Genomic DNA, 25,360 nt, shown 5'->3' with positions numbered 1-25,360 from the left:
TTATTGCGGGGTTTTAAAACGGTAAGTGGTGGCTGATACCGTTAACGATAGCAACTCATCTAAGCCTTGGTGATCCACTCGCGCTAATGCCACATTGCGTAAATTAACAATTCGAGGCAATCTTGCAATGGCCTCAGAAAACTGGCCTATTTGTTGGTAAGACCCTGTTAGTTGCATGTTAAGTGGCAGCTCATAATAGAGATCATGCTCTATACGTGAAGCCCATTTAATCGATTGAAATATCAAACCATTTTTAACACCAATATCATTAATGCTCGCGAGTAAGCTTGCCAACTCCTGCTCTTCTGGTAATTGCTCAACCACTTCTTGATAGCGACGATTAAGTTCAACCACTTGTTCTTTAACCCGTGGCAATGCGGCAACTTGAGCTGCGCGGGTCACTAGTTGACTGCGTAAGGTGATTTCCTGCTGCTTTTGCTGCTCTAACGCTTCAGTTAACGGCGTTAACCAATACCAATAACCAAATGCCGATAGCAGTAACGTCACCACAAAAGCAACAAGACACTGTGGCAATAATGGCCACTCGGTGATTTCATCCAATTCTAATTCACGCCATTCAATCATTGATTTTCTCCATGATTGCAGTCGCTAAGATCTGCTTTTGTGGTTGGTTATTAATGATCGGTGCCGTTAAATCAAACGAAGCATTAAATTGTGACTTTTGCTTTTTATCACTGCTCTTAGTCGTCACCAATGAATGCATTTCAATATTGTTAAACCATGGTGATTGTTCTGCCTTACCAAGCAATGCTGCTAAGTGACCATTGGTATCGCCAAAACCATCAACCTTTACTCGCTGTGAGGCTAAATTAACACCATCAAGATACACACCAGCAGGCACCACTTCTGGTAATTGATTAAGTAACTGCGTCACTCGATTGCGCGATAACTGAATATCAGCAATCACTTTTAGCCGCATCTCAATCGCCTCACGCTGCTTATCCAACTTAGGTAAAAAAGCCAGTCGCTGTTCTAAACTGGCTAATTCTTGCTGCAGTTGATGATTACGGCTTTGTTGTTGGAGTTGCTGGCTTTCAATATATTCCGCAATCGCACCATTCCCTACAAAGGCCAGTACAACACTTGCGGCAAGCAAGCCGAGAAAACGTTGCTTATGCTGTTTACGCCGCTGCTCACGCCACGGCAATAAATTGAGTTTATCGATCATAATAACCCTCGCAATGCCAACCCGGTGGCAACAGCATACTGACTCGATATTGACTGCGGTAATTCAACTTTATTAGCACAACTAAAATGCTGAAAAGGGTTAACCCACACCACATCAAGACCAATCAATCGTTGTAGCAATGACACCGACACCACATCTTGCCCACCACCACACAGCCACAACCCTTTGATACCACTTCGTGGATGAGTAGAGTTATACAATTGAATTTGACGCTTTAATTGTTCGGCTAGCTGTTTTGTAAATTGCTCTGCATTATTACCAGCGACGGTACTAATGCCATCTTGAACATCTAACATACTAGTACCAAAACGAATTTCACGGTGATAAGCCGCGCTACCTTGTGGCTTCATACAAAACTCTGTATGCCGCTTACCAACATCTACCACCCCCCATTGATTATAATGGCTGCCCATCTCTGCCAAATGCTCAGCCAGCCATAATAAAGCATGGGTTTGTAATTCCATGATTTTAGGTTTGAACCCTAATTTCATCAGTGTATTAACTCGGTTATCGATGGTTTCTCTGCGCGAGGCAAACACTTGAAATGGTGTAGTTGCAACGGCATCACTAAAACGGTCACTATTTAGTGGAAAATAATCAAACCACAACTCTTCAACGGGAAACGGCGATGCTGCACCTAACGCTTGCACGATCGCGAACTCAGCCTCCTCCTCGCTAAGACTGGTACCTAATTGAACAACTTTGCTGATCACAGCACTATCGGGTAAGGCTAAGGTAACGGCTTTGGCTTGCCACGGTAATTGCTTTTTAATTTGACGCATTGCTGACAACAGTTCAGCATTATTCACGCTATGCTGATCGTTTATAACCGATTTAGTCAACTCAACTTCAACAAATGCAGCTAACTCAAACTGCTCTTTTTTTTGTTGCAGAACCACAGCTTTTATACTGTGATTGCCAATATCTACCCCAACACTTAATGGGTTCCGAAACATCCGTGTTATGCTCCCATGTGGCGAAAAAACAAACTATTTCGAATAAACACCATCAACGGCATTAATTAATTTTTTGTTATCTTTATACTTGAAGGTAAAAGATAATAGATAATGACCGCCAGAACGATGGCGTAACGGGAAATCTCAAGTGAAGTTCATAAAGCGATTACTAATACTTGCAATAATTTGCATCATTCTTGGAGTGGGTACAATTTTTGGTTTTTATTTATACCTAAAACCAGACCTACCTGATGTTGCTAAATTAAAAGATGTCGAGCTCCAAACACCGTTAAGGGTGTACAGTGCCGATGGCGAACTGATCTCGCAGTTTGGTGAGAAACGTCGTATACCATTAACACTTAAACAAATGCCACCACTATTGGTCGATGGTTTTATTGCGACCGAAGACAGTCGTTTTTATGAACATCATGGCGTTGATCCAATTGGTATTGCACGTGCAGCTTTTGTGATGCTAACCACAGGTCATGCGCGCCAAGGTGCTAGTACGATCACTCAGCAGCTGGCACGAAACTTTTTCCTCTCCAATAAAAAAACCTTCTCACGTAAAATTCGAGAAGCGTTTATTGCGATCCATATCGAGCAAATTTTAACGAAAGATCAAATTCTTGATCTGTACTTAAATAAAATTTACCTCGGCTATCGCGCTTATGGTGTAGGTGCTGCGGCACAAGTTTATTTTGGTAAAAGTGTTGACCAATTAACCTTAAGTGAAATGGCTGTTATTGCGGGCTTACCAAAAGCACCGTCAACTATGAACCCAATTTATTCGATTGATCGCGCCACAACACGTCGTAACGTAGTGTTAGATCGTATGTATAAAGAAGGTTACATCACTAAAGCGCAAATGGATCAAGCCCGTTCAGAGCCTATCGTTTCTCATTATCATGGTGCCGAAATTCAACTTTATGCACCGTATGTAGCAGAACGAGCACGGGCATGGATGGTTCATCGTTACGGTGAAGATGCTTACACTAAAGGCATGGATGTTTACACCACCATTAATGCTAAGTTACAGCATGCGGCACAGCAATCAGCGGTTGATAACCTCCTAAACTACGATGAACGTCATGGCTATCGTGGTCCAACAGCAGTGTTATGGAAGCCAGGACAAACGCCGCTTAATGCTAACCAAATTGTTGAAAAACTGAGTACTCAACCAACCTATGGTGAGTTAATTCCAGCAGTGGTTACTAAAGTTAATCAGCAAAGCGTAGTCGTTGTTACCAAGCAAGGTCTGACAGTAACGCTAAATTGGAATGGGATTAAATGGGCGCGTAAATACTTAACCGATAAGGCTCAAGGTCCTGCACCGACAACTGCGGCGCAAATTGTCACTGTTGGTCAACAAATTTGGGTGCAAAATAAAGCAACCACTGTCGCTGCAACAGCTGATACTGCCGCAGTAACAACTGATCACTGGGTGTTAAGCCAAGTGCCAGGAGCAAACACCTCATTTGTCGCCATGTCGCCAAATAATGGCGCAATCTTGGCAATGGTAGGTGGTTTTAATTACACCCAAAGTAAATTTAACCGTGCTACTCAATCAGTCCGTCAGGTTGGTTCAGGGATCAAGCCGTTTATTTACTCTGCCGCGATTCAAAAGGGGCTAACACTAGCCACTTTGATCAATGACGCACCAATCACTAAGTGGGACAAATGGCAAGGCACCGCATGGCGACCAAAAAATGCTGATGGTCGTTATGGTGGTCCAACACGTGCACGTATTGGTTTAGCACGTTCAATCAACGTAATGGCTATTCGTGTGTTAAGAATGGCTGGTTTAGATTACACCATTAACTATCTCACTCGCTTTGGCTTTAAACGTGCGGATCTTCCTCATGCAGAACCATTAGCACTAGGTGCGGGTAGCTTAACGCCACTAGAGTTAGCACAGGGTTACTCTGTATTTGCTAACGGTGGTTATGCGGTAACACCATTTTTAATCAATAAAGTTGATAATAATGATGGTGAGCTGATCTACACCGCCAATCCAAAAATTGTCTGTAATGATGTCTGTCAAAGTCAAAACCCACAGGCGAAAATGCAAGTTGCATTGGCAACAGCGGCTGAAAATGCACCAGCAGATCAAAAACCAGTAGCAGCTGTAACTGAGAAACCAACCTTAGCCCAACTTGAACAAGTGATCACACCACCACCAGTGCGCTATGCGCCAGAAGTGATCAGTGAGCAAAACGCTTTCCTTGTTCGTCAAATGTTAAATAGTAACATTTGGGGTGAACCTGGCCATCTTTACGGTACTGGCTTTAGAGCGCGTGTATTAGGTCGCCATGATATTGGTGGTAAAACAGGTACGACTAACGACTCAAAAGATGCTTGGTATACTGGCTTTGGCCCTAATATTGTTGCCACAACTTGGGTCGGTTTTGATGATCATCGTCATGCGCTAGGGCGTACCAGTTTTAATAAAAACTTAGGTAAAAACCAAATCACAGGTGGTGAATACGGCGGTAATGCAGCTCAACCTGCATGGATTAGTTTCATGCATGCTGCGCTGAAAAACACGCCAGAGCAGCCATTACAAATACCAGCAGATATCGTTAAAGTACGTATTGACCGTGCCACGGGTAAGCTTTCAGATCGTGATGATGCAAGCTCAATGTATGAGTACTTCATCAAAGGGACGGAACCAACCCAATCAGCAAGTCAGGTTAACTCAGAACAGAAATTTGATGCCGAAACAGCAGAAGAATTATTCTAACTGTTCTCCCTAAATAAAAAAGAGCGCTAATTAGCGCTCTTTTTTTTAAGTGAAATTTCACAGCCAGCTTACCATCAATGGCTATTTTTGAACGTGATTAGCAAAGATCTGTGGCATTTTAGATTTAATCACTGCTGCTAGTTTTTCATAACGCGACTTCAGCGGTGAACCCGGACGGTAAGCTAACGTAATCAATCGCGTCGGTTGTGGATGCTCAGCAGTGATATAGCACACTCCATCTCGACAATGCTCTTTCGGCGTTGCTAGTTGTGGCAACAGCGTAATTCCACTGCCCGCTGCAACCATGTTACGTAGTGTTTCAAGGCTGGTTGCTTTAAAACGGCCATCATCGCGCGCGCCAGCAGCAAAACAAAAACCTAATGCTTGATTACGTAAACAATGACCATCTTCAAGCATTAACAGAGTTTCACCATGTAATCGCGACATATCAATTTCTTTGTCATGTGCCCATTGATGCGTTTCAGGCACTGCAAGCATCATAGGTTCGTCATACAGGGGCAATTCAATGAACGGCTCACTTTCTTTTACTGCCGCTAAAATCATACAGTCTAATTTACCCTCTTCAAGCTGTTGAACCAGCTGATGGGTTTGCGCTTCATGTAAAAACAGCTCTAAATCAGGGAAGGCTTCTTTTAGGGTTGGAATAATTTGTGGTAATAAATACGGACCGACAGTCGGAATAAAACCAATATGTAATGGCCCAGCCATGCTTTCTCCTTGTAAACTAGCAAGTTCGGTCAATATTTTGACCTCAAGCAACACTTTCTGAGCTTGGGCGACTAAACTCAATCCCGCATCGGTAAAAAGAACACGACGACTGGTTCGTTCCAACAGCGATACTCCCAGCTCATCTTCTAATTTACGAATTTGACCACTGAGAGTAGGCTGACTGACATAACATGCTTCAGCTGCTTTACGAAAATGTTTATGCTCAGAGAGAGCGACAAGGTACTCAAGATCTCGAATATTCATAGCTGTAGGTTACCAATAGGAATTAACTATCAAAACCATAGCAGTAAACGATTAGAACTATCAAGAGTAAAGTCGTATAATTTCTTCATTACATAGAGAGCATGTTTTTACGAAGCTCCGATTGCAGTAAATTAATTGGTATTTATTTTTAAGGAATCACATTATGTTCGCATCTAAAGAAGGTCAGCCAGTTCCTCAAGTTACTTTTCACACTCGTCAAGGTGATCAGTGGGTAGACGTAACAACTAACGAGTTATTTGCTAATAAAACTGTGGTTGTATTTAGCCTGCCTGGCGCATTTACACCAACATGTTCTTCAAGCCACCTACCGCGTTATAACGAGTTAGCATCTGTATTTGCAGATAACGGCGTTGACGACATTCTATGTGTATCGGTTAACGATACGTTCGTAATGAATGCATGGAAAGCAGATCAAGAAGCAGAAAACATTACCTTCATTCCAGATGGTAACGGTGAATTCACTAATGGCATGGGCATGCTAGTTGAAAAAGATGACCTTGGCTTTGGTGCACGTTCATGGCGTTACAGCATGCTAGTGAAAAATGGCATTGTTGAGAAAATGTTTATTGAAAACGAAGAACCAGGCGACCCGTTCAAAGTATCTGATGCAGATACAATGTTGAACTACATTGCACCTGAGCAAAAGCTACAAGAGTCAATTACTGTCTTCTCTAAGCCAGGTTGTCCTTTCTGTGTTAAAGCAAAACAGAATCTGATCGACAAAGGTCTACAGTATGAAGAAATTATTCTAGGTAAAGATGCGACTACCGTTTCTTTACGTGCAATTACTGGTCGCAGTACTGTTCCTCAAGTATTTATTGGCGGTAAACACATTGGTGGTAGCGAAGAGTTAGAAATTTTCTTAGGCTAATCTTTCGATACTAATACCTAAATTAAAGCCCTCACTTCAGCTTGAAGTGAGGGCTTTTTATTTGCAATCAAGAGCTACAATAACAATCAATTAGGCAACATTGACCGTTGCAATACGTTGCGCTTGATCGAGCCATACTTCTAATGCAACCTCATCACAAGCATGCTGACGCGGGCAACGGTCACAATCTTTCATTACTTTTTCAGGCAGTAATGCTTTTGATGTTGGCGTAAAGCCACGCTTCATAAAAAACTCTGGCACACGGGTTAACACAAACACTTTTTTAATCGCCATTTGTGCTGCTTTCTCAAGCAAATGATCAACGATCGCTTTGCCCTGCCCTTGCTGTTGCCAGCCAGCTTCAACCCCTAACGAGCGAATTTCTGCTAAACCGGAATCATAAACATACAATGACGCACATCCAGTAACCACGCCATGGTTTTCAGCCACTGCAAATGAGCCAATATCACGCACTAATTCATTACGATTACGCGGTAAATTTTCACCAAGTCCAGCCCAATACACCACCATGCCTTCAATGGCATCGAGATCTGTTAGCCTTGCGCCACGCACTTTGACATCTGGCGAATAACGCTTATCAAGCCGCTTTTCTGCCTGCCCAATCGCGTAATCTACTTGATTGGGTGCCACACCACCAAGCGCACAACGTTTATCTAAACAGGATTCAATGGTGAGGATCGGATAAACATCAGCATCAATAACCTCTGAAAATTGTTTCATTTCATCAAGCGATAACTGCTCTAACGCGCAACCTTTAGCAATTGCCGCCACCACAGCGACACCAACAATATGGTGTGCTTCACGAAAAGGGATCCCTTTAGCAACTAAGTAATCAGCTAATTCGGTTGCATTAGAATAGCCTTGCATCGCCGCTTCCAGAGTACGATCTTGATTAACCTTGATCCCATCAAAACACAACGCAGCCATTTCCATGCAATCATGCCAGCTATCTAGCGCATCAAATAGCCCTTCTTTGTCTTCTTGCATATCTTTGTTATAAGCTAGCGGTAACGCTTTCACCGTCATCATCATCGCGGTCATGGCACCATAAACACGACCACATTTACCACGAATCAATTCAAGTGCATCTGGGTTTTTCTTCTGTGGCATTAACGATGAGCCAGACGTCACCGCATCATCCAATTCAATAAAGTTGGATTCACCTGAGTTATAGAAAATTAAATCTTCTGCCATTCGTGATAAATGCAGCATTGAAATCGAGGCGGTTGATAATAATTCCATCACATGATCACGATCAGATACAGAATCAAGGCTATTACGGGTTGCGCGCTGAAAACCAAGACTATGCGCTAACACTTCACGATCAATCGGATAAGCGGTACCCGCCAATGCGCCAGAGCCTAATGGACAAGTATCTAACCTTGCCATAGCATCATTTAGACGCGAATGATCACGCTCTAACATTTCAACATACGCTAAACACCAATGAGCAAATGTCACTGGTTGCGCCCGTTGTAAATGAGTATAACCAGGAAGCACTGTTGCTTGATGCTGACGAGCGACGGTTACTAATTGCTGCTGCAGCTTATCGAGCATTAATAATAATTGCTGCCCTTGTTGACGACACCAGAGTTTAAGATCGGTTGCTACTTGATCATTCCGTGAACGACCTGTATGGAGCTTTTTGCCCAAATCTCCGACTTTAGCAATCAGTTGTTGCTCAACCCAGCTATGAATATCTTCAGCATCAGAAGTCAATATCTGCTCAGGATCTTCCATCACAGCTAACTTGAGTTCATTTAACGCTAACTCAAGTTGCTGTTGCTCTTGTTCAGTCAGTACATTCACTTGGCGCAGGGCTTTTGACCAAGCTATTGAACCGACAATATCTTGCTCTGCGAGTCGATAGTCAAAACGCAGCGAATCATTAAATTGTTTGAATCTGATGTCAGCTGCCTGACTAAACCGTCCGCCCCATAATGCCATGGTGAATCTCCTTTACTGCCTAACTCTAATAATATAAATACGCATAACGTAGCAGCGAGTATGACACTCGCTGCGATACAGAAATTATCTTAAATGACTTATTTTTGATTGTTCAGCGCACGAATTCGACTCGCCAGAGAGTACAAACGAATAAAGCCACCCGCATGACTGTGATCATAAACATCATCTTCACCAAAAGTAGCAAACTCTTCTGAATACAAACTATTAAGTGAACGCTTCTGAGTCACGGTTGCTTGACCTTTATAAAGCTGGATCACCACTTCACCAGTCACATCTTGGGCTAGCGTATCAGCGGCAGCTAATAATGATTGGCATAATGGCGTAAACCAACGACCATCATAAATAAGGTGTGAAGCTTTAAGACCAAGAGTTTGGCGGAACTCAAATGACTCTTTATCGAGCACTAATTGCTCAACCGCACGCAGAGCTTCCATCATAATGGTGCCACCTGGAGTTTCATAACAACCACGCGACTTAATACCTACTAACCGATTTTCAACAATATCAATCCGTCCTACACCGTGCTCAGCCCCTTTTTCATTGAGGTAATTTAGCGCGTTATAGGGTGTCATTGGCTCACCATCAACCGCAACCACTTCGCCTTTTTCAACTAAAATAGACACTGTTTCTGCTGTATCAGGCGCTTGTTGTGGATCTTTAGTCCATACCCAACATAAATCGTTAGGAGCATTCCAAGTATCTTCTAATACACCGCCTTCGGTTGATACATGCCATGCATTAGCATCACGTGAGTAAATTTTTTCCAATGAGGCGGTACAAGGAATATTACGCTCAGCCAAGTAATCAAGTAGAGCCTCACGACTACGTAAATCCCACTCACGCCACGGTGCAATCACAGTAAGTTGTGGTGCTAGAGCAGCAAATGCTCCCTCAAAACGGACTTGATCATTACCTTTACCGGTACAACCGTGGCATAGAGCATCGGCCCCAACTTCTAATGCACATTCAACCTGTGCCTTAGCGATAATTGGGCGTGCCATTGAGGTACCTAGCAAATATTTACCTTCGTAAATCGCACCCGTTTTCAGAGATGGATAAATATAATCTTTGACCATCTCTTCTTTTAAGTCAGCGATGTAACATGACGATGCACCTGATGCGATGGCTTTTTCTTCAATGCCAATCAGCTCTTCTTCACCCTGACCGACATCTGCCACAAAGGCGACCACTTCACAGTCATAATTTTCTTTCAGCCACGGAATAATGGCTGATGTATCTAAACCACCTGAATAGGCTAATACCACTTTATTAATCTTACTCATCTGCTGCACTCCTTTCAGCCTTGTCGCGGTCATCCCGTTGAGGCACATTTCCAAAAATAATAATCAGTCTTCATCAATAGCGTATTAAGGGGTAAATTTAGTACCAATACTGTTGCCCGCTAATAACGCATTAAGTTTTTCAGGGTAACGCCAACTTGCGACCTCAATCGCGCGTCCTAATGCCTTGGCTGCTGAAAATGCGGCGCGAACTTTAACGATCATGCCATCGGTGATCACCGCTTGAGTTATTAACGCTTCCGCTTCTGTCTCTGTCAGTTGGTGAATTAAATTACCTTTACCATCAAGCACACCACTCACATCCGATAACAGCACTAACTCACCATCTACGGCTGCGGCCACTGCTACTGCCGCTTGATCTGCATTTACATTCATCATGTTACCGTTATCATCGAGCCCGATTGAACTGATGATCGGCACAAAACCAAGTTGCATCATTTGAATGACTAAACTGCCGTTATTAGGCTCAGCATGGCCAACAGCACCTAACTCAGGATCTAATTGGCTAACACTGCATAATCCACCATCGGCTAAACTTAGCCCAACAGCAGCCACACCCGCTTTTAATGCTTGGCCCTGCAACATTTTATTGGCTGTACCGGCTAATGCGCCGGTGATTAAACCAATTTGATCAGCCGGTGTTACTCGTAAACCTTGCTTTTTTATGGTCGGTAATTGCAACTTTGCCAGTAACTCATCCACCAAATAGCCACCGCCGTGAACAAATAAAATCGGTCGCTGACAACTGGCTTGATAAGTATTAATCGTGGAAAACAACCGCTTCAAGGTCACGTTGCACTCCAATGCTGCGCCACCTAATTTAATCACTAAAGGAACTTGGTTCATGGTATTACTCCTACACCAATGCGGTTAATTGAGGAAAGCCGTTACGAATATTTATGCACTGCATTGCTTGAGATGAAGCACCTTTTAATAAATTATCAATCGCTGCGGTTAAAATAATATGCTCACCTTGTACCTGCCAACCGATATCACAGAAACAACTACCAACAACATTATCAAGTTGAGCAGTATTATTTTTAAGTAACCGTACCGCATGTTGATCAGTGGCATTTGAATATGCAGCTTCCATTGCTGCAGTAACATCATCCGCAGTCACTCCTGAGGCTAATTTAGCAGTAATAGTAGCTAAAATTCCGCGCTTAAAATTACCAAGATGAGGTGTAAAAATGACATCGCAATTGAGGTGATGAGAAATTTCTGGTTGATGACGATGAGTAAACAAACCATAGGCTTGTAAACTGACTTCACAAAAACTATTGGTCATAGACGCTTTACGACCTGCGCCAGAAACGCCACTAACAGCATTAATCACTGGCCACTGCTGACAATCAAGTAACCCCGCAACCACTAATGGTTTTAATGCCAGTTGTGATGCGGTTGGATAACATCCAGGAACCGCAATTAATTGTGCCTGAGCAATATCAGCTTGGTTCCATTCAGCTAAACCATAAGCTGCATTATCTAACCACTGACCGTATTGATGTTCAAAACCATAATATTGCTGATAAAACCCATCAGCTTTAACTCTAAACGCACCCGATAGATCAAACACCTGACAACCGGCATCAAGAAATTCAGCAGCAATATCATGACTCACTTCATGGGCGGTGGCTAACAACACAATATCTGCAGCTGCTGCGGTAGTTTTAAGATCGGTTAACGGTTGTAACGGTAAATCAACGATTCCTTTTAGCTGACCATGGAGTTCACTTAGCGGTTTATTTGCATCAAGACTGGTTGCTGATACATACAAACCCGTAAGTATTAACTGTGGATGGCGACTCACCATTTTTGCTAATTCTGCACCGGTGTAACCACTGGCGCCAATAATGACAGTGTTTAACATTGCTAATTCCATCTGTAGTGATTGTCTATAAACCGTCATTAAAAAGTTGAGACTATGCTCTAAAAAATATTAACGTTATAACGGTAAATAAAGGAGTGCTGTCACCAGCGAAGAACAGGCGCGTAAAGCACCGTAGGCAAAAGGTTAGCGTCGTCGAAGGGAGATAATGAGAGATGTTGGTGTATGATTCATGATAATAACTTCCTGCATTTAACTATTTACCCTGAGCGTTCCTTGCTCAAAGACACAATAAACAACCGCTGTCGATTATTCATTAATCTGAATTAATATGTTTACTGGTTAATTAACGTACTGTCAATAGAATAACAATAAAAAAATATTTTTTATTATCCTTCCATTAACGTTTACGACATTTAACCATAACATAGTTAAACGCTTTAAGTGCTTTTTTTTACTCTATCTGCTTAATAACAAACAAAAATGTGCACTAACAATGCCAATAATGAAACAAAATTACAAAATACAATCAATTATATGACTAAAATCAATATCGACAGTTTTTATTGGCGATAAATGTAATCTCTGTTGACCTGTTACTAGATTCGCGGCTAGATTGTGGGGTAAAGGTTAAATTGGATGTAACAAAATTACGGAATGGATACGATATGAACGAGAAATACAGCGCACTAACGAGTAATGTCAGTATGCTTGGTCATTTGCTAGGCAATACAATTAAAACAGCCTGCGGTGATGAGCTATTTGAAAAAGTTGAAACTATTCGTAAACTTTCTAAATCAGCGGGCACCGGTAATCAAGACGATCGTGAAAAACTGATTGATGAATTACAAACACTTCCCGATGATCAATTACTTCCTGTGGCTCGCGCATTTAGTCAATTCCTTAATCTCACCAATATTGCAGAGCAATACCATACTATTTCACGCCAATGCGAAACTACCTTATGTAGCCCGGGTGCGCTTGATGAGTTATTCACTAAATTAGTAGAAAATGACGTTAATCCAGCCGACTCTTTAGCTGCCATTAATGAATTAAATATTGATTTGGTGTTAACGGCTCACCCAACTGAAATCGCTCGTCGTACCATGATCCATAAACTGGTACAGATTAATAAGTGTTTATCACAATTAGAGTTAAGTGAGTTATCAACCGCAGAACGTGATCGGGTTGAACAACGACTAGAACAACTAATTGCTCAAGCATGGCACTCAGATGTTATTCGCCAACAACGTCCAACCCCACTTGATGAAGCCAAATGGGGTTATGCTGTCGTTGAGAATTCACTATGGCAAGCCGTGCCTGAATTCGTGCGTTTATTTGATGAAAAACTACAGCAGCATTTAGGCCAAAAACTCCCGCTTGATGCAACACCTGTTACCTTCTCATCATGGATGGGCGGTGACCGCGATGGTAACCCATTTGTTACCTCAAATATTACTCGTGAAGTATTACGCCTTTCTCGTTGGAAAGCGGCAGAGCTTTATCTTGGTGATGTGCAAGAGCTGATCAATGAATTATCAATGATTCAATGTAATGATCAAGTTCGAGAACTTGCTGGCGAAGAACATGAACCTTACCGTGCAATTTTAAAGCAATTACGCACCAAGCTAATTACGACCCGTGACAGTTTAGAAGCACAAATTAACGGTCAAGCGCCACTTTCTAATAACATTATTGATGATGTCGCTGAGCTATGGGATCCGCTATTTGCGTGTTACCAATCATTGCACCAATGTGGCATGGCAATCATTGCCGATGGCTTACTACTTGATACACTACGTCGCGTAAAATGCTTTGGCGTTCACTTAGTGCGTCTTGATATTCGTCAGGAAAGTACGCGTCACGAGAATGTTATTTCAGAGCTAACTCGCCACCTTGGTTTAGGCGATTACAGTCAATGGTGTGAACAAGATAAAATTGCGTTCTTAGTCCGTGAACTTTCATCGAAACGCCCATTACTACCACGTAATTGGGAGCCGTCGGCGGAAGTAAAAGAAGTTATTGAAACCTGTAAAGCAATTGCCGAGCAACCGCGTGAAGCACTAGGTGCTTATGTAATTTCAATGGCGCGTACTGCTTCTGATGTTTTAGCGGTTCACCTATTACTGCAAGAAGCGGGTTGCCCATTCCGTATGGATGTATGTCCATTATTTGAAACATTAGACGACTTAAATAATGGTGCTGATGTTATTGAGCAATTGCTTAACATTGATTGGTATCGTGGCTTTATTCAAAACCACCAGATGGTGATGATTGGCTATTCTGACTCAGCCAAAGATGCTGGTGTAATGTCAGCCGGTTGGGCGCAATATAGCGCGATGGAAAAACTGGTTACTGTGTGTGAACAAGCTGATGTTGAAATCACCTTGTTCCATGGCCGTGGTGGTAGTATTGGCCGTGGTGGTGCACCTGCACACGCAGCATTATTATCGCAACCGCCACGCAGTCTAAAAGGTGGTTTACGAGTCACCGAGCAAGGTGAAATGATTCGCTTCAAATTAGGTTTACCTGAAGTGGCGATTAATAGCCTCAGTCTTTATGCCAGTGCCACCTTAGAAGCAAACTTATTACCGCCACCAGCACCGAAACAAGAATGGCGTCATGTGATGGACGAACTGTCGAGCGTATCGTGTGAGTCATATCGTAACGTTGTGCGTAATAACCCCGATTTTGTACCATATTTCCGTGCTGCAACACCTGAATTAGAACTAGGAAAACTGCCACTAGGTTCGCGTCCAGCAAAACGTAACCCTAATGGTGGCGTTGAAAGTCTACGTGCAATTCCATGGATTTTTGCATGGAGTCAAAACCGCCTATTGCTACCTGCATGGCTAGGTGCTGGTGAAGCGATTCAATATTCAATCGATAATGGCCATGCATCATTATTAGAAGATATGTGCCGTGAATGGCCATTTTTCTCAACCCGTTTGGGCATGCTAGAAATGGTATACAGCAAAACTAACCTTGGCATTGCAGAATATTATGACCAACGCTTAACTAACGAAGCATTATGGCCATTAGGTAAACAGTTACGCTCGCAATTACTGCAAGATATTAAAGCGGTACTTACTGTAGAAAATAATGACCACTTGATGCAACAAGACCCATGGGGTGCTGAATCTATTCGCCTCCGTAATATTTATGTTGAGCCACTTAATATGCTGCAGGCTGAATTACTTTACCGTACTCGTCAGCAAGAAGAATTACCCAAAGAGCTTGAAGAAGCATTGATGGTAACAATTGCAGGTATTGCAACAGGTATGCGTAATACTGGTTAATCAAGTTATTATCGTAATAAGGCTATCTTTTGATAGCCTTTTTTTTATGTGGTTATTTATAATTTTGTTAAAAAATATCGCAAAGTCTCATTTTTGATACAGCACTATATTGCTTATACAGTCTAAGATAGAAATGCTCAATATGATAAAAAATGAATAGATTTCAATCAGGTTGTTATTTTTTAGGGCTAAATTAACTTAGTGTAAGCTCACAAGATAATAAATTGAAACGCCTCAGTAACAGATAATTCAACTAGAAGTATCGATATTGAGTCAATTAATGATATTCTATGCGACCACAATTAGGCAGTGCAATAGCACGATTATAAATTAAAAACGTCATTTTGAAGCGTTACATAATCTAAGCCCTATTGTGTTTTTATTTTATATATTTAACGGATAGAAGAGATGTCACTACCACATGTAATTTTAACAGTGCTTAGCACTCGCGAAGCAACGGGTTATGATATAACCAAAGAATTCTCACACAGTATTGGTTATTTTTGGAAAGCGAGCCACCAGCAGGTGTATCGTGAACTCAATAAAATGGCAACCAACGACCAAGTAACCTGTCGTCTTGAGCCTCAAGACGGTAAACCTGATCGTAAAGTATATTCGATTACTGATCTTGGCCGACAAGCATTATTTGAGTGGTTCCAAGAACCTGCTCGCAATCCCACTACTCGCGATGAGTTTTCTGCCAAGTTGCTGATTTGTGGCGTTCACAATTCATTACCTATGCAGCAGCAACTTGAAACTTTAATTGATGAATCACATATTTTAATTGGTCATTATAAAGAGCTAGAGCAAATTCACTTTAGTGATTACAAAAACATGGATCGCCAACAACGCCTAGACCGTTTAACGTTGCGTCGTGGTCTACATAATCGCCAAGCTTGGATATTATGGGCAGAAGAAGTATTAGCCGAACTTAAAGATATGGACAGTGAAAATAGCGCAATTGCTATCAACTAAACCATGATCAAATAAAAAAGCCGTAGTTTAAACTGCGGCTTTTTTTTAGTTCTCGATCACGCACTACAGCATCGTTGCTAACCGATTAATATCCGAGATTAATGCACCAGCTGTCACATTCCTTCCCGCTCCAGGACCACGGATCACTAACGGATTCTCTCGATACCACTGACTTTCAATCGCAAAGATATTATCGCAAGGTAATAAATTCGCTAATGCATGCTCACGAGGCAATGCTTCTAAACCAACATAGGCTTTTCCATGACGATTAAGCTGTGCCACATAACGTAAAACTTTATCTTCCTTGACCGCACGGGCTAACTTTTCAGCCAATAAAAGATCAAGCTCAGCCATTTGCTCAAAAAAATCATCAACGCTTAAAGCCTGCAAACTCAAAGGGACTAATGACTCAACATGCACCTGCTGAGGTTCAATCTCAAATCCAGATTCTCGCGCCAAAATAACCAGCTTTCGCATCACATCACTACCATTGAGATCGTGACGAGGATCAGGCTCGGTTAACCCTTGCTGCCATGCTTGTTCCAATAACGCTGAAAATGGTTGGCTACCGTCGAATTGCTGAAATAACCACGATAAAGTGCCAGAAAATACACCTGAGATGGCTAAAATACTATCGCCACTTTCACGCAAATCACGCACGGTGTGGTTTATCGGTAACCCCGCACCAACGGTAGCATTGGATAGCCAATAACGGCTACTTTTAGCAAACGCGTCAATGACGGTTTGATACTCAGAGGTTGTGGCAGAGCCTGCAATTTTATTGGCAGAGATCAGGTGTAATCCTGTTGCAGCAATTTGTGGATACAGTGCTGCCAACTGATGACTTGCGGTCACATCAACCACCACCACATCATCATACTCAACAGCGGCTAACTGAGATAATAGCTGCGGTAATTGATAGTCTACCGCATGCAATGGAAACTGCTCTAAGGCTGTCTGAGGATCGATTCCTTGACCGTCTAACCAGCATTGTTGCTGACCAACAATACCAATTAAACTAAATTGCATACCATGGCGCTGCTCCAGTGCTGCTTTTTCACGACTAAATAAACTCAACCAGTGGCTGCCAATATTGCCTTTACCACACAATACAATTGCGACACTTTTTTGAGCTTGAAATAGCGCCTGATGAATCGCATTCACTAACGCATTAGTATCAACGTCGCGTAGCACTGCAACTAAGCTTAACCCTGACTCAGTCTCTGTCATAAATTCAACCGGCAACCCTTTTAATTGCTGATAGAATCCATGACAATGATTAGGGTTATTTAAAACACCAGCCCCAACAGCTGCCACCATTGAAAAACCTTCCCGCAGCCGTAATTCAGCAGCAACACCACTATCTTGTAGCAAGCTAAGAACACTGTTTACCACTTCTTGAGTGTAAGCCAGAATAATACGTCGCTTACCTTGATCAACCGTTTGAGCCAATGGCTGTAATTGCGACTTATCAAGCAACTGCTGAACATCATGTTGTACCGATGCTAATACCATGCCTTGCGGCACACCTAGCTCAATCAAACACACATCATTTAACGACGAAATAATTTTAGCACCACGACCCGATGCCAATACTCGCTCCACCCGTGTTGATCCTGATTCAGGTTGATGGCTACAGCGTAAAGTTAAATCAATCGCACTTTGCGCAACTGGCTGTAAAGTACGACTATGCAATACTGGCGCGGCAAGACGAGCAAGTTCATTAGCTTCATCTAAACGTAATAACGGCAGTAAGCATGCATTAGCGACTTTGCGCGGATCGGCACTATACACACCAGCAACATCACTCCAAATAGTCACTCGATCAACAGCAGCTAAAGCGCCAATCATAGTGGCAGAGTAATCAGAACCATTGCGACCCAATAATACTGTTTGCTGGTGCTGATTCGCGGCCATAAAACCGGTGATCACTAACCGTTGCTGAGGATACTGAACTAATAACTGCTGTAATAATGGTTGTGACAATGCTGTATCAACTGCTGGCTGAACAGCATGATCAGCTCGTAAGAATAACCGTGAATCAATCGCTACCGCTGCCAATTGGTACTGATTAAGTAACGCGGCTAATAACCGTGCAGACCATAACTCACCATGACCTAAAACGGCATTTTTTATCTCTGTCGTCAATGGTGATTCGCCCCATTTAGCGATCAGGGCTAACTCAGCATGTAGCTGTTGCAGCAGTAATTGTGCGTGATCTGGTGCCAACAACTCAGAGATTAATTGCTGCTGAAAACTACGAATGGATAATAGTGTTGCATGGGCTAGACGACCATCAGTAACCAATTGTTCCAGCCACAGTAACAATTGATTAGTGGTTTTTCCTGCCGCAGAGACGACCACGATATCATTGGTTGCAGAGTAAGATTCTAAAATCTCAACCACACGCTGATAACACTGCGCATCGGCAAGGCTACTGCCTCCAAATTTATGTAACTGACGCAAATCTTTTATCATTAGCACGCCTCCTGCGCAGCAGTAAACGCGCGAGTAAGATCGGCAATTAAGTCACGCGGATCTTCTAAGCCGACCGATAACCGTAATAAAGATGTTGAAATACCAGCTGCCCGTTGAGCTTCATCAGTCATGGCGCGATGAGTCATTGAAGCCGGATGAGCAATAAGACTCTCAGTTCCGCCTAACGACTCTGCTAATGAAAATAATTGTAGTTTTTTTACAAATAGTTGCAGTTGCTGATCAGTTCCTGCAAATTCAAAACTCATCATTGAGCCAAATCCACGCTGCTGACGCTTAGCTATCTCATGCCCGGGATGAGTGGGTAAACTTGGGTGGTAAATCGTGCCAACCAATGGTTGCTGCTGTAAATAGGTTAATACCGCCGCACCATTTTCTTCATGCATTCTCATTCGAGGCGCTAAAGTACGTAAGCCTCGCAACGTTAAATAAGCATCAAAAGGTGCGCCTGTTGCACCAATGCAATTCGCCCACCAGCTTAAGTTTTCAGCCGCTGATTGCTGTTTCGCAATTAATACACCGCCCACAACATCAGAATGACCATTGATATATTTAGTGGTTGAATGCACTACAAAATCAGCCCCAAGCGATAACGGCTGTTGTAATAACGGTGACAGAAAGGTGTTATCAACCGCTACTTGGCAATCGACAGCCTGTGCTTGCTGACAAATAGCCTCAATATCAATCACTCTAACCAGAGGGTTAGACGGTGTTTCAAGCCATAACAAGGTCGGTTTTTGTGCTAACGCTGCTGCTAGTGCATCAGGATCAGCTTGATCAATAAATAATACGTTAAAGTCACCTTTCTGAGCACGAGTATTAAATAATCGATAACTGCCGCCATAACAGTCATGTGGCGCAACAAGCAAATCATCAGGCCCTAGCAATGCTGACACTAATAAATTCATTGCCGAGGTGCCGCAACTGGTGACAACAGCGCCCGCTCCCCCTTCCATATCGCTTAATGCATCCGCTAATGTATTTCGAGTTGGATTGCCTGAACGAGAGTAATCGTATTGAGGTAATTCACCTAAGGCCGGAAAACTGTAGGTTGAGGTTAAATAGATCGGGGGAACTACGGCATTATATTGTGAGTCAACATCAATACCGGTACGGACTGCAATTGTCGCAAGCTGCTTGTCACTCATAATAACGTTCCTTGTTATAAAAGGGGTGATCCCTGAAAATAAATTGTAATGGCTAAACAACCTTAACCACATCAAAACAAGACGTCAATACATCTAGACATCTATATGTCTTTGCTTATAGCGGTAAATCCCGCTAAAATTCAGTTATTGAAAAAAATAGTCGTGATCTAGCAACAGTTGTATACCACGATAGAGGACAAACTGACGATGTTCACGTAATATCGCCGCCTATCATGACTATGCACTAACAACCGTCATCGCGACATTGTTATCATTATTAATTAAACATCGCTGAGAAGGTAAAACATGGCAAAGTGGAATGGCGAATATATTAGCCCTTATGCAGAACACGGTAAGAAAAATGAACAAGTAAAAAAAATTACAGTGTCTATTCCATTAAAGGTTCTCAAAATTCTTACTGATGAACGTACTCGTCGTCAGGTCAATAACCTGCGCCACGCCACCAACAGTGAACTATTATGTGAAGCTTTTTTGCATGCTTATACTGGTCAGCCGTTACCCACTGATGACGATATTCGTAAAGATCATCCCGATGATCTGCCAGCAGAAGCAAAAGCCTTAATGGAAGCGATGGGCATCAGTTACGAAGATATTAATGAATAATACGTATATCAGATAGCAGAAAACCAGCTTTTATGCTGGTTTTTTTATGTGTTACATATTGAAGCGATAAAAAAAGGGATGCATAAGCATCCCTCTTTTTTACATTTGGTCGACAAGTAATTACTTGCTACCAAGTGCGCCGAAACGCTTGTTGAATTTGTCAACACGGCCACCAGAGCTAACTTGACGTTGCTTACCAGTGTAGAATGGGTGACACTTATCGCATACGTCAAGGTTAACGTCTTTGCTCATAGTAGAGTTAAATACGAAAGTGTTGCCGCAAGAACAACGTGCGTTTACTGCTTTGTATTCTGGGTGGATACCTTGTTTCATGGGGAAACCTCAAGTTAAGGCCGTGTCGCTCTCCCGATCCAAAGCCGGGCACCACACGTGGTTAATAAAATAGTCTGCCGTAGATTTACGACAAATCAGGCGGCGTATAGTAATCAATCATTCCCCAGAGATCAACTCGAGTGCTGTTTTTTATCACTCTATTTTATTCATCACTAAAACAGTCAATAATAGTAGTTAAATTGCAGTACTGATTCCCTGTCACGCGATCTGTTACTATTTAGTATAAGCTCAATTAAAGCGATAAAATATGACCCACCCAATAGCACGCGTTGCTTTACCTGTCCCACTCGACAAAAATTTTGATTACTTAATCAAACCTAACATGACGCCCGTTATTGGCGGACGAGTACTGGTACCTTTTGGTCGACAGCGATTGGTAGGGATCGTGGTGGCTATCGGTAATGATTCAGATTTTCCAATCCAACAATTAAAACCGATTCAGCAAGTATTAGATAACCAACCTTTGTGGCAACCACCATTATTTGGGTTACTAAAATGGGCCAGTAGTTATTATCAATATCCATTAGGTGATGCATTAGCCAATGCCATGCCAGCGTTATTGCGTAAAGGTCGCGCAGCATCAACAGCGACATTAAAATATTGGCAGTTAACCGATACTGGACGAGATCAACCACTCAATGGTTTAAAGCGCGCGCCAAAGCAAGCCCAAATTCTCAATCTATTACGTCATGGACCTTTAAGTCATGACGCTTTACTTGCTGATGATGTGAGCAGTACTACCCTAAAAACAGTAATGCAAAAAGGTTGGATAGTCGAACAACAGCAGCAACCTAAACAACTACAGTGGCAACCACAGTTTGCTATTACTGAACAAAAACCACGTTTAAATGAAGAACAAGCATTAGCCATTGCGACGGTTAACAGTAACCCTGGATTTGGCTGTTACCTATTAGATGGTGTCACCGGCTCAGGTAAAACCGAAGTCTATCTTAATCTGCTTGAACCCATTTTAGCGGCAGGTAAACAGGCATTGATTTTAGTACCTGAAATTGGCTTAACCCCGCAGACAATTAACCGCTTTAAGCGCCGTTTTAATGTGCCGTTAGAAACCGTTCACTCCGGCTTAAACGATAGTGAGCGTATGACGGCGTGGCTTGCAGGACGGGATAACCAAGCAGGGATCATTATCGGTACTCGCTCGGCACTGTTTACGCCATTTGCTGATCTCGGCATTATTATTGTTGATGAAGAACATGACGCGTCATATAAACAACAAGACAGCCTGCGCTACCATGCTCGTGATCTGGCGGTGATGCGCGCAAATAAAGAAAACATTCCGATTATTTTAGGCTCTGCCACCCCCGCACTTGAAACCTTACATAACGCGCAAACAGGTAAATACCATTACCTAACTCTTTCAAAGCGCGCTGGTAATGCAAGTGCTGCACGCCACGGGGTGATTGATGTCAAAGGCTTATATTTAAATGCGGGCTTATCTGCACCACTCATTGCGGAAATGCGCAAGCACCTCAATGCGGGCAATCAAGTGATGCTGTTTCTTAATCGCCGCGGTTTTTCACCAGCAATGATGTGTCATGAATGTGGTTGGATCGCAGAATGTACTCGTTGTGACGCCTATTACACCCTTCACCAGCAATCCGGCGAATTACGTTGTCATCATTGTGCAACGCAACGGCCGATAATGCATCAATGTCAGCAATGTGGTTCAACCCAACTGCTGCCGGTTGGTGTTGGCACTGAACAACTTGAAGCGCAACTAACAGAACTATTTCCTGAATTTAAAACAGTGCGTATTGATCGTGATAGTACTCGCCGTAAGGGATCGTTAGAAAACTATTTAGAAGCGATTAAAAACAATGAATACCAAATTTTAATCGGTACTCAGATGCTGGCTAAAGGACATCACTTTCCTAATGTGACCTTGGTAGCATTGATTGATGTTGATAGTGCATTATTTAGTAATGATTTTCGTGCATCAGAACGGTTAGCCCAGCTATTTATTCAAGTTGCAGGCCGTGCAGGACGTGCCAGTAAGCCTGGCTCAGTACTCTTACAAACCCATCATCCTGAACATCAACTGCTACAATCATTATTGCACAAAGGCTATGGTGTGTTTTCTCAAGCAGCATTAACTGAACGCCGCCAAGCGTTATTACCGCCCTTTACACACTTAGTGCTATTGCGCGCCGAAGCCAATGACAGTGATCAAGTGTGCCAATTTTTACAACAAGTGCGCGCTATTTTTGAAGCAAGCCCTGTTTACGATCAAGATTGTTGTGTATTAGGGCCGAACCCAGCTCCGCTAGCTCGACGCGCGGGACGATTTAGATGGCAGTTAATATTACAAATACCTAATCGTAATAAATTACAACAAATACTCACTATTGCTAAACCTGCGATACAACTATTGCCCCTCGCGAAAAAAATTCGTTGGTCAATTGATGTCGAACCACAAGATTTAACTTAAACTACACAATGCGATACAGTTCACATAGCGAATGTAATTTATGCTATTGAAAGCAAGTTTCAGCTTCTGTATCCATTCTACAATATGAATATGAATTGACTTTTTTCAGTCGGTTACGAATTAGCTGGTAAGCCTATCTGAGTATTTTTTGTCGCAGATAACCAGCTGTACACTAGAGAGATATAGCAAAAGAGGAAAGCACTATGGCGACAATGAAGGACGTTGCCCAGCTAGCCGGGGTATCGACTGCGACAGTTTCGCGCGCATTGATGAACCCGGAAAAAGTATCGGCATCAACTAGGAAAAAGGTTGAGCAAGCCGTAATGGAAGCTGGATATTCACCTAACTCACTGGCACGTAACCTACGCCGCAATGAATCGAAAACTATCGTGACCATTGTGCCGGACATCTGCGATCCTTATTTCACTGAAATTATTCGTGGAATTGAAGAAGCAGCAATGGAAAATGGCTATTTGGTGTTATTGGGTGATAGCGGTCAACAACAACGTCGTGAAAACTCATTCGCTAATTTAGTGTTTACTAAGCAAGCTGATGGCATGTTGTTATTAGGTAATAACTTACCATTTGATGTCAGTAAGCCAGAACAAAAAAACCTGCCACCATTAGTAATGGCGTGTGAATATGCACCAGAACTTGAATTACCAACGGTGCATATTGATAACCTGACTGCGGCGTTTGATGCGGTAAATTACCTCACTCAAATGGGACATAAACGCATAGCGCAAATTACCGGCCCTGATAAAGCAGCCCTCTCGCAGTTCCGTCAGCAAGGTTATCAACAAGCATTACGCCGCGCAGGGATCACGCTAAATCCAGCCTACACCATTAAAGGTGATTTTAGTTTTGCAGCAGGTGCACGCGCAATTACGGCACTACTTGCGCTACCTGAACCACCAACGGCATTATTTTGTCACTCTGATGTGATGGCAATTGGCGCGATGCAACAAGCTAAACGACTTGGATTACGAGTGCCGTACGATATTTCTATTGTCGGGTTTGATGATATTCAATTTGCAGAGTATTGCGATCCACCATTGACCACAGTTTCACAACCACGTTATGAAATCGGACGTCAGGCGATGTTGATGCTACTTGAGTTACTCAAAGGCAAGGATGTTCAGGCAGGCTCACGATTACTGGATGCAAAACTGGTTATTCGAGAAAGTGCCGCGCCACCAAGTCGCTAATTGATTTAGCCCCATATGTAATCTGTGACAGTGCCAAGATCATAAAATTGATCATCTTTGTCATTATATGGGGTTAATTATCAACAAACCGCGATAATAACTGGTCAGGATCAGTCCAACTTTGTAACATAGCCTTCTGTCTATCTTTCCAACTAATTTGTCGAAATCGTGGCCACTAAAGATTATGTAAAACGCGGGCGCTCACCCAAAAAAGCGCCAATAAAGGCAAAAGCCACCCCGAAGGGGAAAAAAGTACCGGCATCGGGCTTTCCTACTAAATGGGCAGCACTGGCTGTAATGTTAGTCTGTAGTCTGATTGCGGGCCTATTTTTCCTTTCAGGTACAGATGTGCCTGAAACGACACCACCGACTCCTGCTGCCGTTATTGCAAAACCGCAACCAGCAAAAACCAAGGCCGACGTGCTACCGCCAAAACCAGAAGAAAAATGGCGTTATATTCAAGAGTTGGAAAATAAAAAAGTCATTGTGCCAGTATTAACGCCTAAACAAGTTATTGCTAAAGATAAACCAACTAAGCCTTACTTATTACAATGCGGTGCTTACCATAGCCAAGCACAAGCTGAACAACGTAAAGCAACCATTGCGTTTCAAGGCATGAACAGTCAGATCAAAGTATCAACCAACGACAAAGGTACTTGGTACCGAGTTGTGCTTGGGCCTTATAAAGATAAGCGTTTAGCAATGGATGATCAGAACAAATTACAACAACATGGTATTAGTCCATGTGCTATTTGGTTTTGGGAATAATATTTATCCAATAATAACAATAAATAAGGATGCTCTACTGGCATCCTTTTTTAATTCTTCTGCTAACTCGTCACCCAAGCAATTGTCACCCACACCTTGAAAACCAATCTTACTATCCCCAGATCTATTA

19 protein-coding genes are annotated in these 25,360 nt (G+C 42.5%); 8 read left to right on the top strand and 11 right to left on the bottom strand.

From position 1 onward, the window contains the following. The 3 genes from PAND9192_RS14835 to pilM are packed head-to-tail and all read right to left on the bottom strand — an operon-like array spanning nt 1 to nt 2,166. The gene (locus PAND9192_RS14835; RefSeq protein ID WP_087821468.1) at nt 1-585 is read right to left on the bottom strand and encodes a type IV pilus inner membrane component PilO; all 585 of its coding nucleotides are present in this window, start codon (nt 583-585) and stop codon (nt 1-3) included. Continuing rightward, nucleotides 578-1,189, bottom strand: a complete 612-nt coding sequence (locus PAND9192_RS14830; RefSeq protein WP_087854406.1) for a PilN domain-containing protein — start codon at nt 1,187-1,189, stop codon at nt 578-580. The genes PAND9192_RS14835 and PAND9192_RS14830 overlap by 8 nt, the downstream gene beginning before the upstream one ends. Beyond that, on the bottom strand, nt 1,186-2,166 hold the full coding sequence (pilM, locus tag PAND9192_RS14825; RefSeq protein ID WP_087854405.1) for a type IV pilus biogenesis protein PilM: 981 nt from the start codon (nt 2,164-2,166) through the stop codon (nt 1,186-1,188). The genes PAND9192_RS14830 and pilM overlap by 4 nt, the downstream gene beginning before the upstream one ends. A gap of 148 nt (nt 2,167-2,314) precedes the next feature. Here pilM and PAND9192_RS14820 point away from each other — a divergent pair, with 148 nt between their 5' ends. Continuing rightward, nucleotides 2,315-4,906: a penicillin-binding protein 1A gene (locus tag PAND9192_RS14820; protein WP_087854404.1), complete on the top strand. Its 2,592-nt coding sequence runs from the start codon at nt 2,315-2,317 to the stop codon at nt 4,904-4,906. Nucleotides 4,907-4,987: 81 nt separating this feature from the next. Here PAND9192_RS14820 and oxyR read toward each other — a convergent pair whose 3' ends face one another. Then, nucleotides 4,988-5,899 (bottom strand): DNA-binding transcriptional regulator OxyR, encoded by a 912-nt coding sequence (gene oxyR / locus PAND9192_RS14815; protein ID WP_087854403.1) that lies wholly within the window; start codon nt 5,897-5,899, stop codon nt 4,988-4,990. A 163-nt stretch (nt 5,900-6,062) separates the two neighbouring features. Between oxyR and PAND9192_RS14810 the strand changes: the two genes are divergently transcribed. After that, nucleotides 6,063-6,791, top strand: a complete 729-nt coding sequence (locus PAND9192_RS14810; RefSeq protein ID WP_087854402.1) for a glutathione peroxidase — start codon at nt 6,063-6,065, stop codon at nt 6,789-6,791. 90 nt (nt 6,792-6,881) lie between these two features. Here the strand turns inward: PAND9192_RS14810 and argH are convergent, their stop codons facing one another. The 4 genes from argH to argC all read right to left on the bottom strand — a co-directional run bounded on the left by argH (nt 6,882) and on the right by argC (nt 11,951). Next, a complete protein-coding gene (argH, locus tag PAND9192_RS14805) occupies nt 6,882-8,759 on the bottom strand; it encodes an argininosuccinate lyase (RefSeq protein WP_087854401.1) in 1,878 nt (625 codons plus the stop codon). Between the two features lie 98 nt (nt 8,760-8,857). Beyond that, nucleotides 8,858-10,063, bottom strand: coding sequence for an argininosuccinate synthase (locus PAND9192_RS14800; protein ID WP_087821462.1), 1,206 nt, complete (start codon nt 10,061-10,063; stop codon nt 8,858-8,860). An 84-nt stretch (nt 10,064-10,147) separates the two neighbouring features. Beyond that, nucleotides 10,148-10,927: an acetylglutamate kinase gene (gene argB / locus PAND9192_RS14795; protein WP_087854400.1), complete on the bottom strand. Its 780-nt coding sequence runs from the start codon at nt 10,925-10,927 to the stop codon at nt 10,148-10,150. A gap of 10 nt (nt 10,928-10,937) precedes the next feature. Next, entirely contained in the window at nt 10,938-11,951 is a 1,014-nt protein-coding gene (gene argC, locus PAND9192_RS14790) for an N-acetyl-gamma-glutamyl-phosphate reductase (protein ID WP_087854399.1), read from the bottom strand. A 626-nt stretch (nt 11,952-12,577) separates the two neighbouring features. Here argC and ppc point away from each other — a divergent pair. Together ppc and PAND9192_RS14780 are read left to right on the top strand one after the other, a co-directional pair. Then, nucleotides 12,578-15,208, top strand: coding sequence for a phosphoenolpyruvate carboxylase (ppc, locus tag PAND9192_RS14785; protein ID WP_087854398.1), 2,631 nt, complete (start codon nt 12,578-12,580; stop codon nt 15,206-15,208). Nucleotides 15,209-15,616: 408 nt separating this feature from the next. Next, nucleotides 15,617-16,183, top strand: coding sequence for a PadR family transcriptional regulator (locus PAND9192_RS14780; RefSeq protein WP_087854397.1), 567 nt, complete (start codon nt 15,617-15,619; stop codon nt 16,181-16,183). A gap of 63 nt (nt 16,184-16,246) precedes the next feature. Here the strand turns inward: PAND9192_RS14780 and PAND9192_RS14775 are convergent, their stop codons facing one another. After that, on the bottom strand, nt 16,247-18,661 hold the full coding sequence (locus PAND9192_RS14775) for a bifunctional aspartate kinase/homoserine dehydrogenase II (protein WP_087854396.1): 2,415 nt from the start codon (nt 18,659-18,661) through the stop codon (nt 16,247-16,249). Then, nucleotides 18,661-19,827: an O-succinylhomoserine (thiol)-lyase gene (locus PAND9192_RS14770; RefSeq protein ID WP_087854395.1), complete on the bottom strand. Its 1,167-nt coding sequence runs from the start codon at nt 19,825-19,827 to the stop codon at nt 18,661-18,663. The genes PAND9192_RS14775 and PAND9192_RS14770 overlap by 1 nt, the downstream gene beginning before the upstream one ends. Before the next feature lie 306 nt (nt 19,828-20,133). On the opposite strand from PAND9192_RS14770, the gene metJ reads away from it, so the two are divergent. Further along, nucleotides 20,134-20,451, top strand: coding sequence for a met regulon transcriptional regulator MetJ (metJ, locus tag PAND9192_RS14765; protein ID WP_036789456.1), 318 nt, complete (start codon nt 20,134-20,136; stop codon nt 20,449-20,451). A gap of 120 nt (nt 20,452-20,571) precedes the next feature. Here the strand turns inward: metJ and rpmE are convergent, their stop codons facing one another. Then, nucleotides 20,572-20,784: a 50S ribosomal protein L31 gene (gene rpmE / locus PAND9192_RS14760; protein ID WP_036789455.1), complete on the bottom strand. Its 213-nt coding sequence runs from the start codon at nt 20,782-20,784 to the stop codon at nt 20,572-20,574. Between the two features lie 268 nt (nt 20,785-21,052). On the opposite strand from rpmE, the gene priA reads away from it, so the two are divergent. The 3 genes from priA to PAND9192_RS14745 all read left to right on the top strand — a co-directional run bounded on the left by priA (nt 21,053) and on the right by PAND9192_RS14745 (nt 25,230). After that, nucleotides 21,053-23,254, top strand: a complete 2,202-nt coding sequence (priA, locus tag PAND9192_RS14755; RefSeq protein ID WP_087854394.1) for a primosomal protein N' — start codon at nt 21,053-21,055, stop codon at nt 23,252-23,254. A 182-nt stretch (nt 23,255-23,436) separates the two neighbouring features. Further along, the gene (cytR, locus tag PAND9192_RS14750; RefSeq protein WP_268808125.1) at nt 23,437-24,462 is read left to right on the top strand and encodes a DNA-binding transcriptional regulator CytR; all 1,026 of its coding nucleotides are present in this window, start codon (nt 23,437-23,439) and stop codon (nt 24,460-24,462) included. A gap of 168 nt (nt 24,463-24,630) precedes the next feature. Then, nucleotides 24,631-25,230, top strand: a complete 600-nt coding sequence (locus tag PAND9192_RS14745; RefSeq protein ID WP_087854393.1) for an SPOR domain-containing protein — start codon at nt 24,631-24,633, stop codon at nt 25,228-25,230. The last annotated feature ends 130 nt before the right edge of the window (nt 25,231-25,360 follow it).

This window comes from Photobacterium andalusiense, from assembly GCF_900185625.1.
GTDB classification, from domain to species: domain Bacteria; phylum Pseudomonadota; class Gammaproteobacteria; order Enterobacterales; family Vibrionaceae; genus Photobacterium; species Photobacterium aquimaris.
Note: the sequence above shows the minus strand (reverse complement) of the source record. Positions and strands in the feature narration are given on the sequence as shown.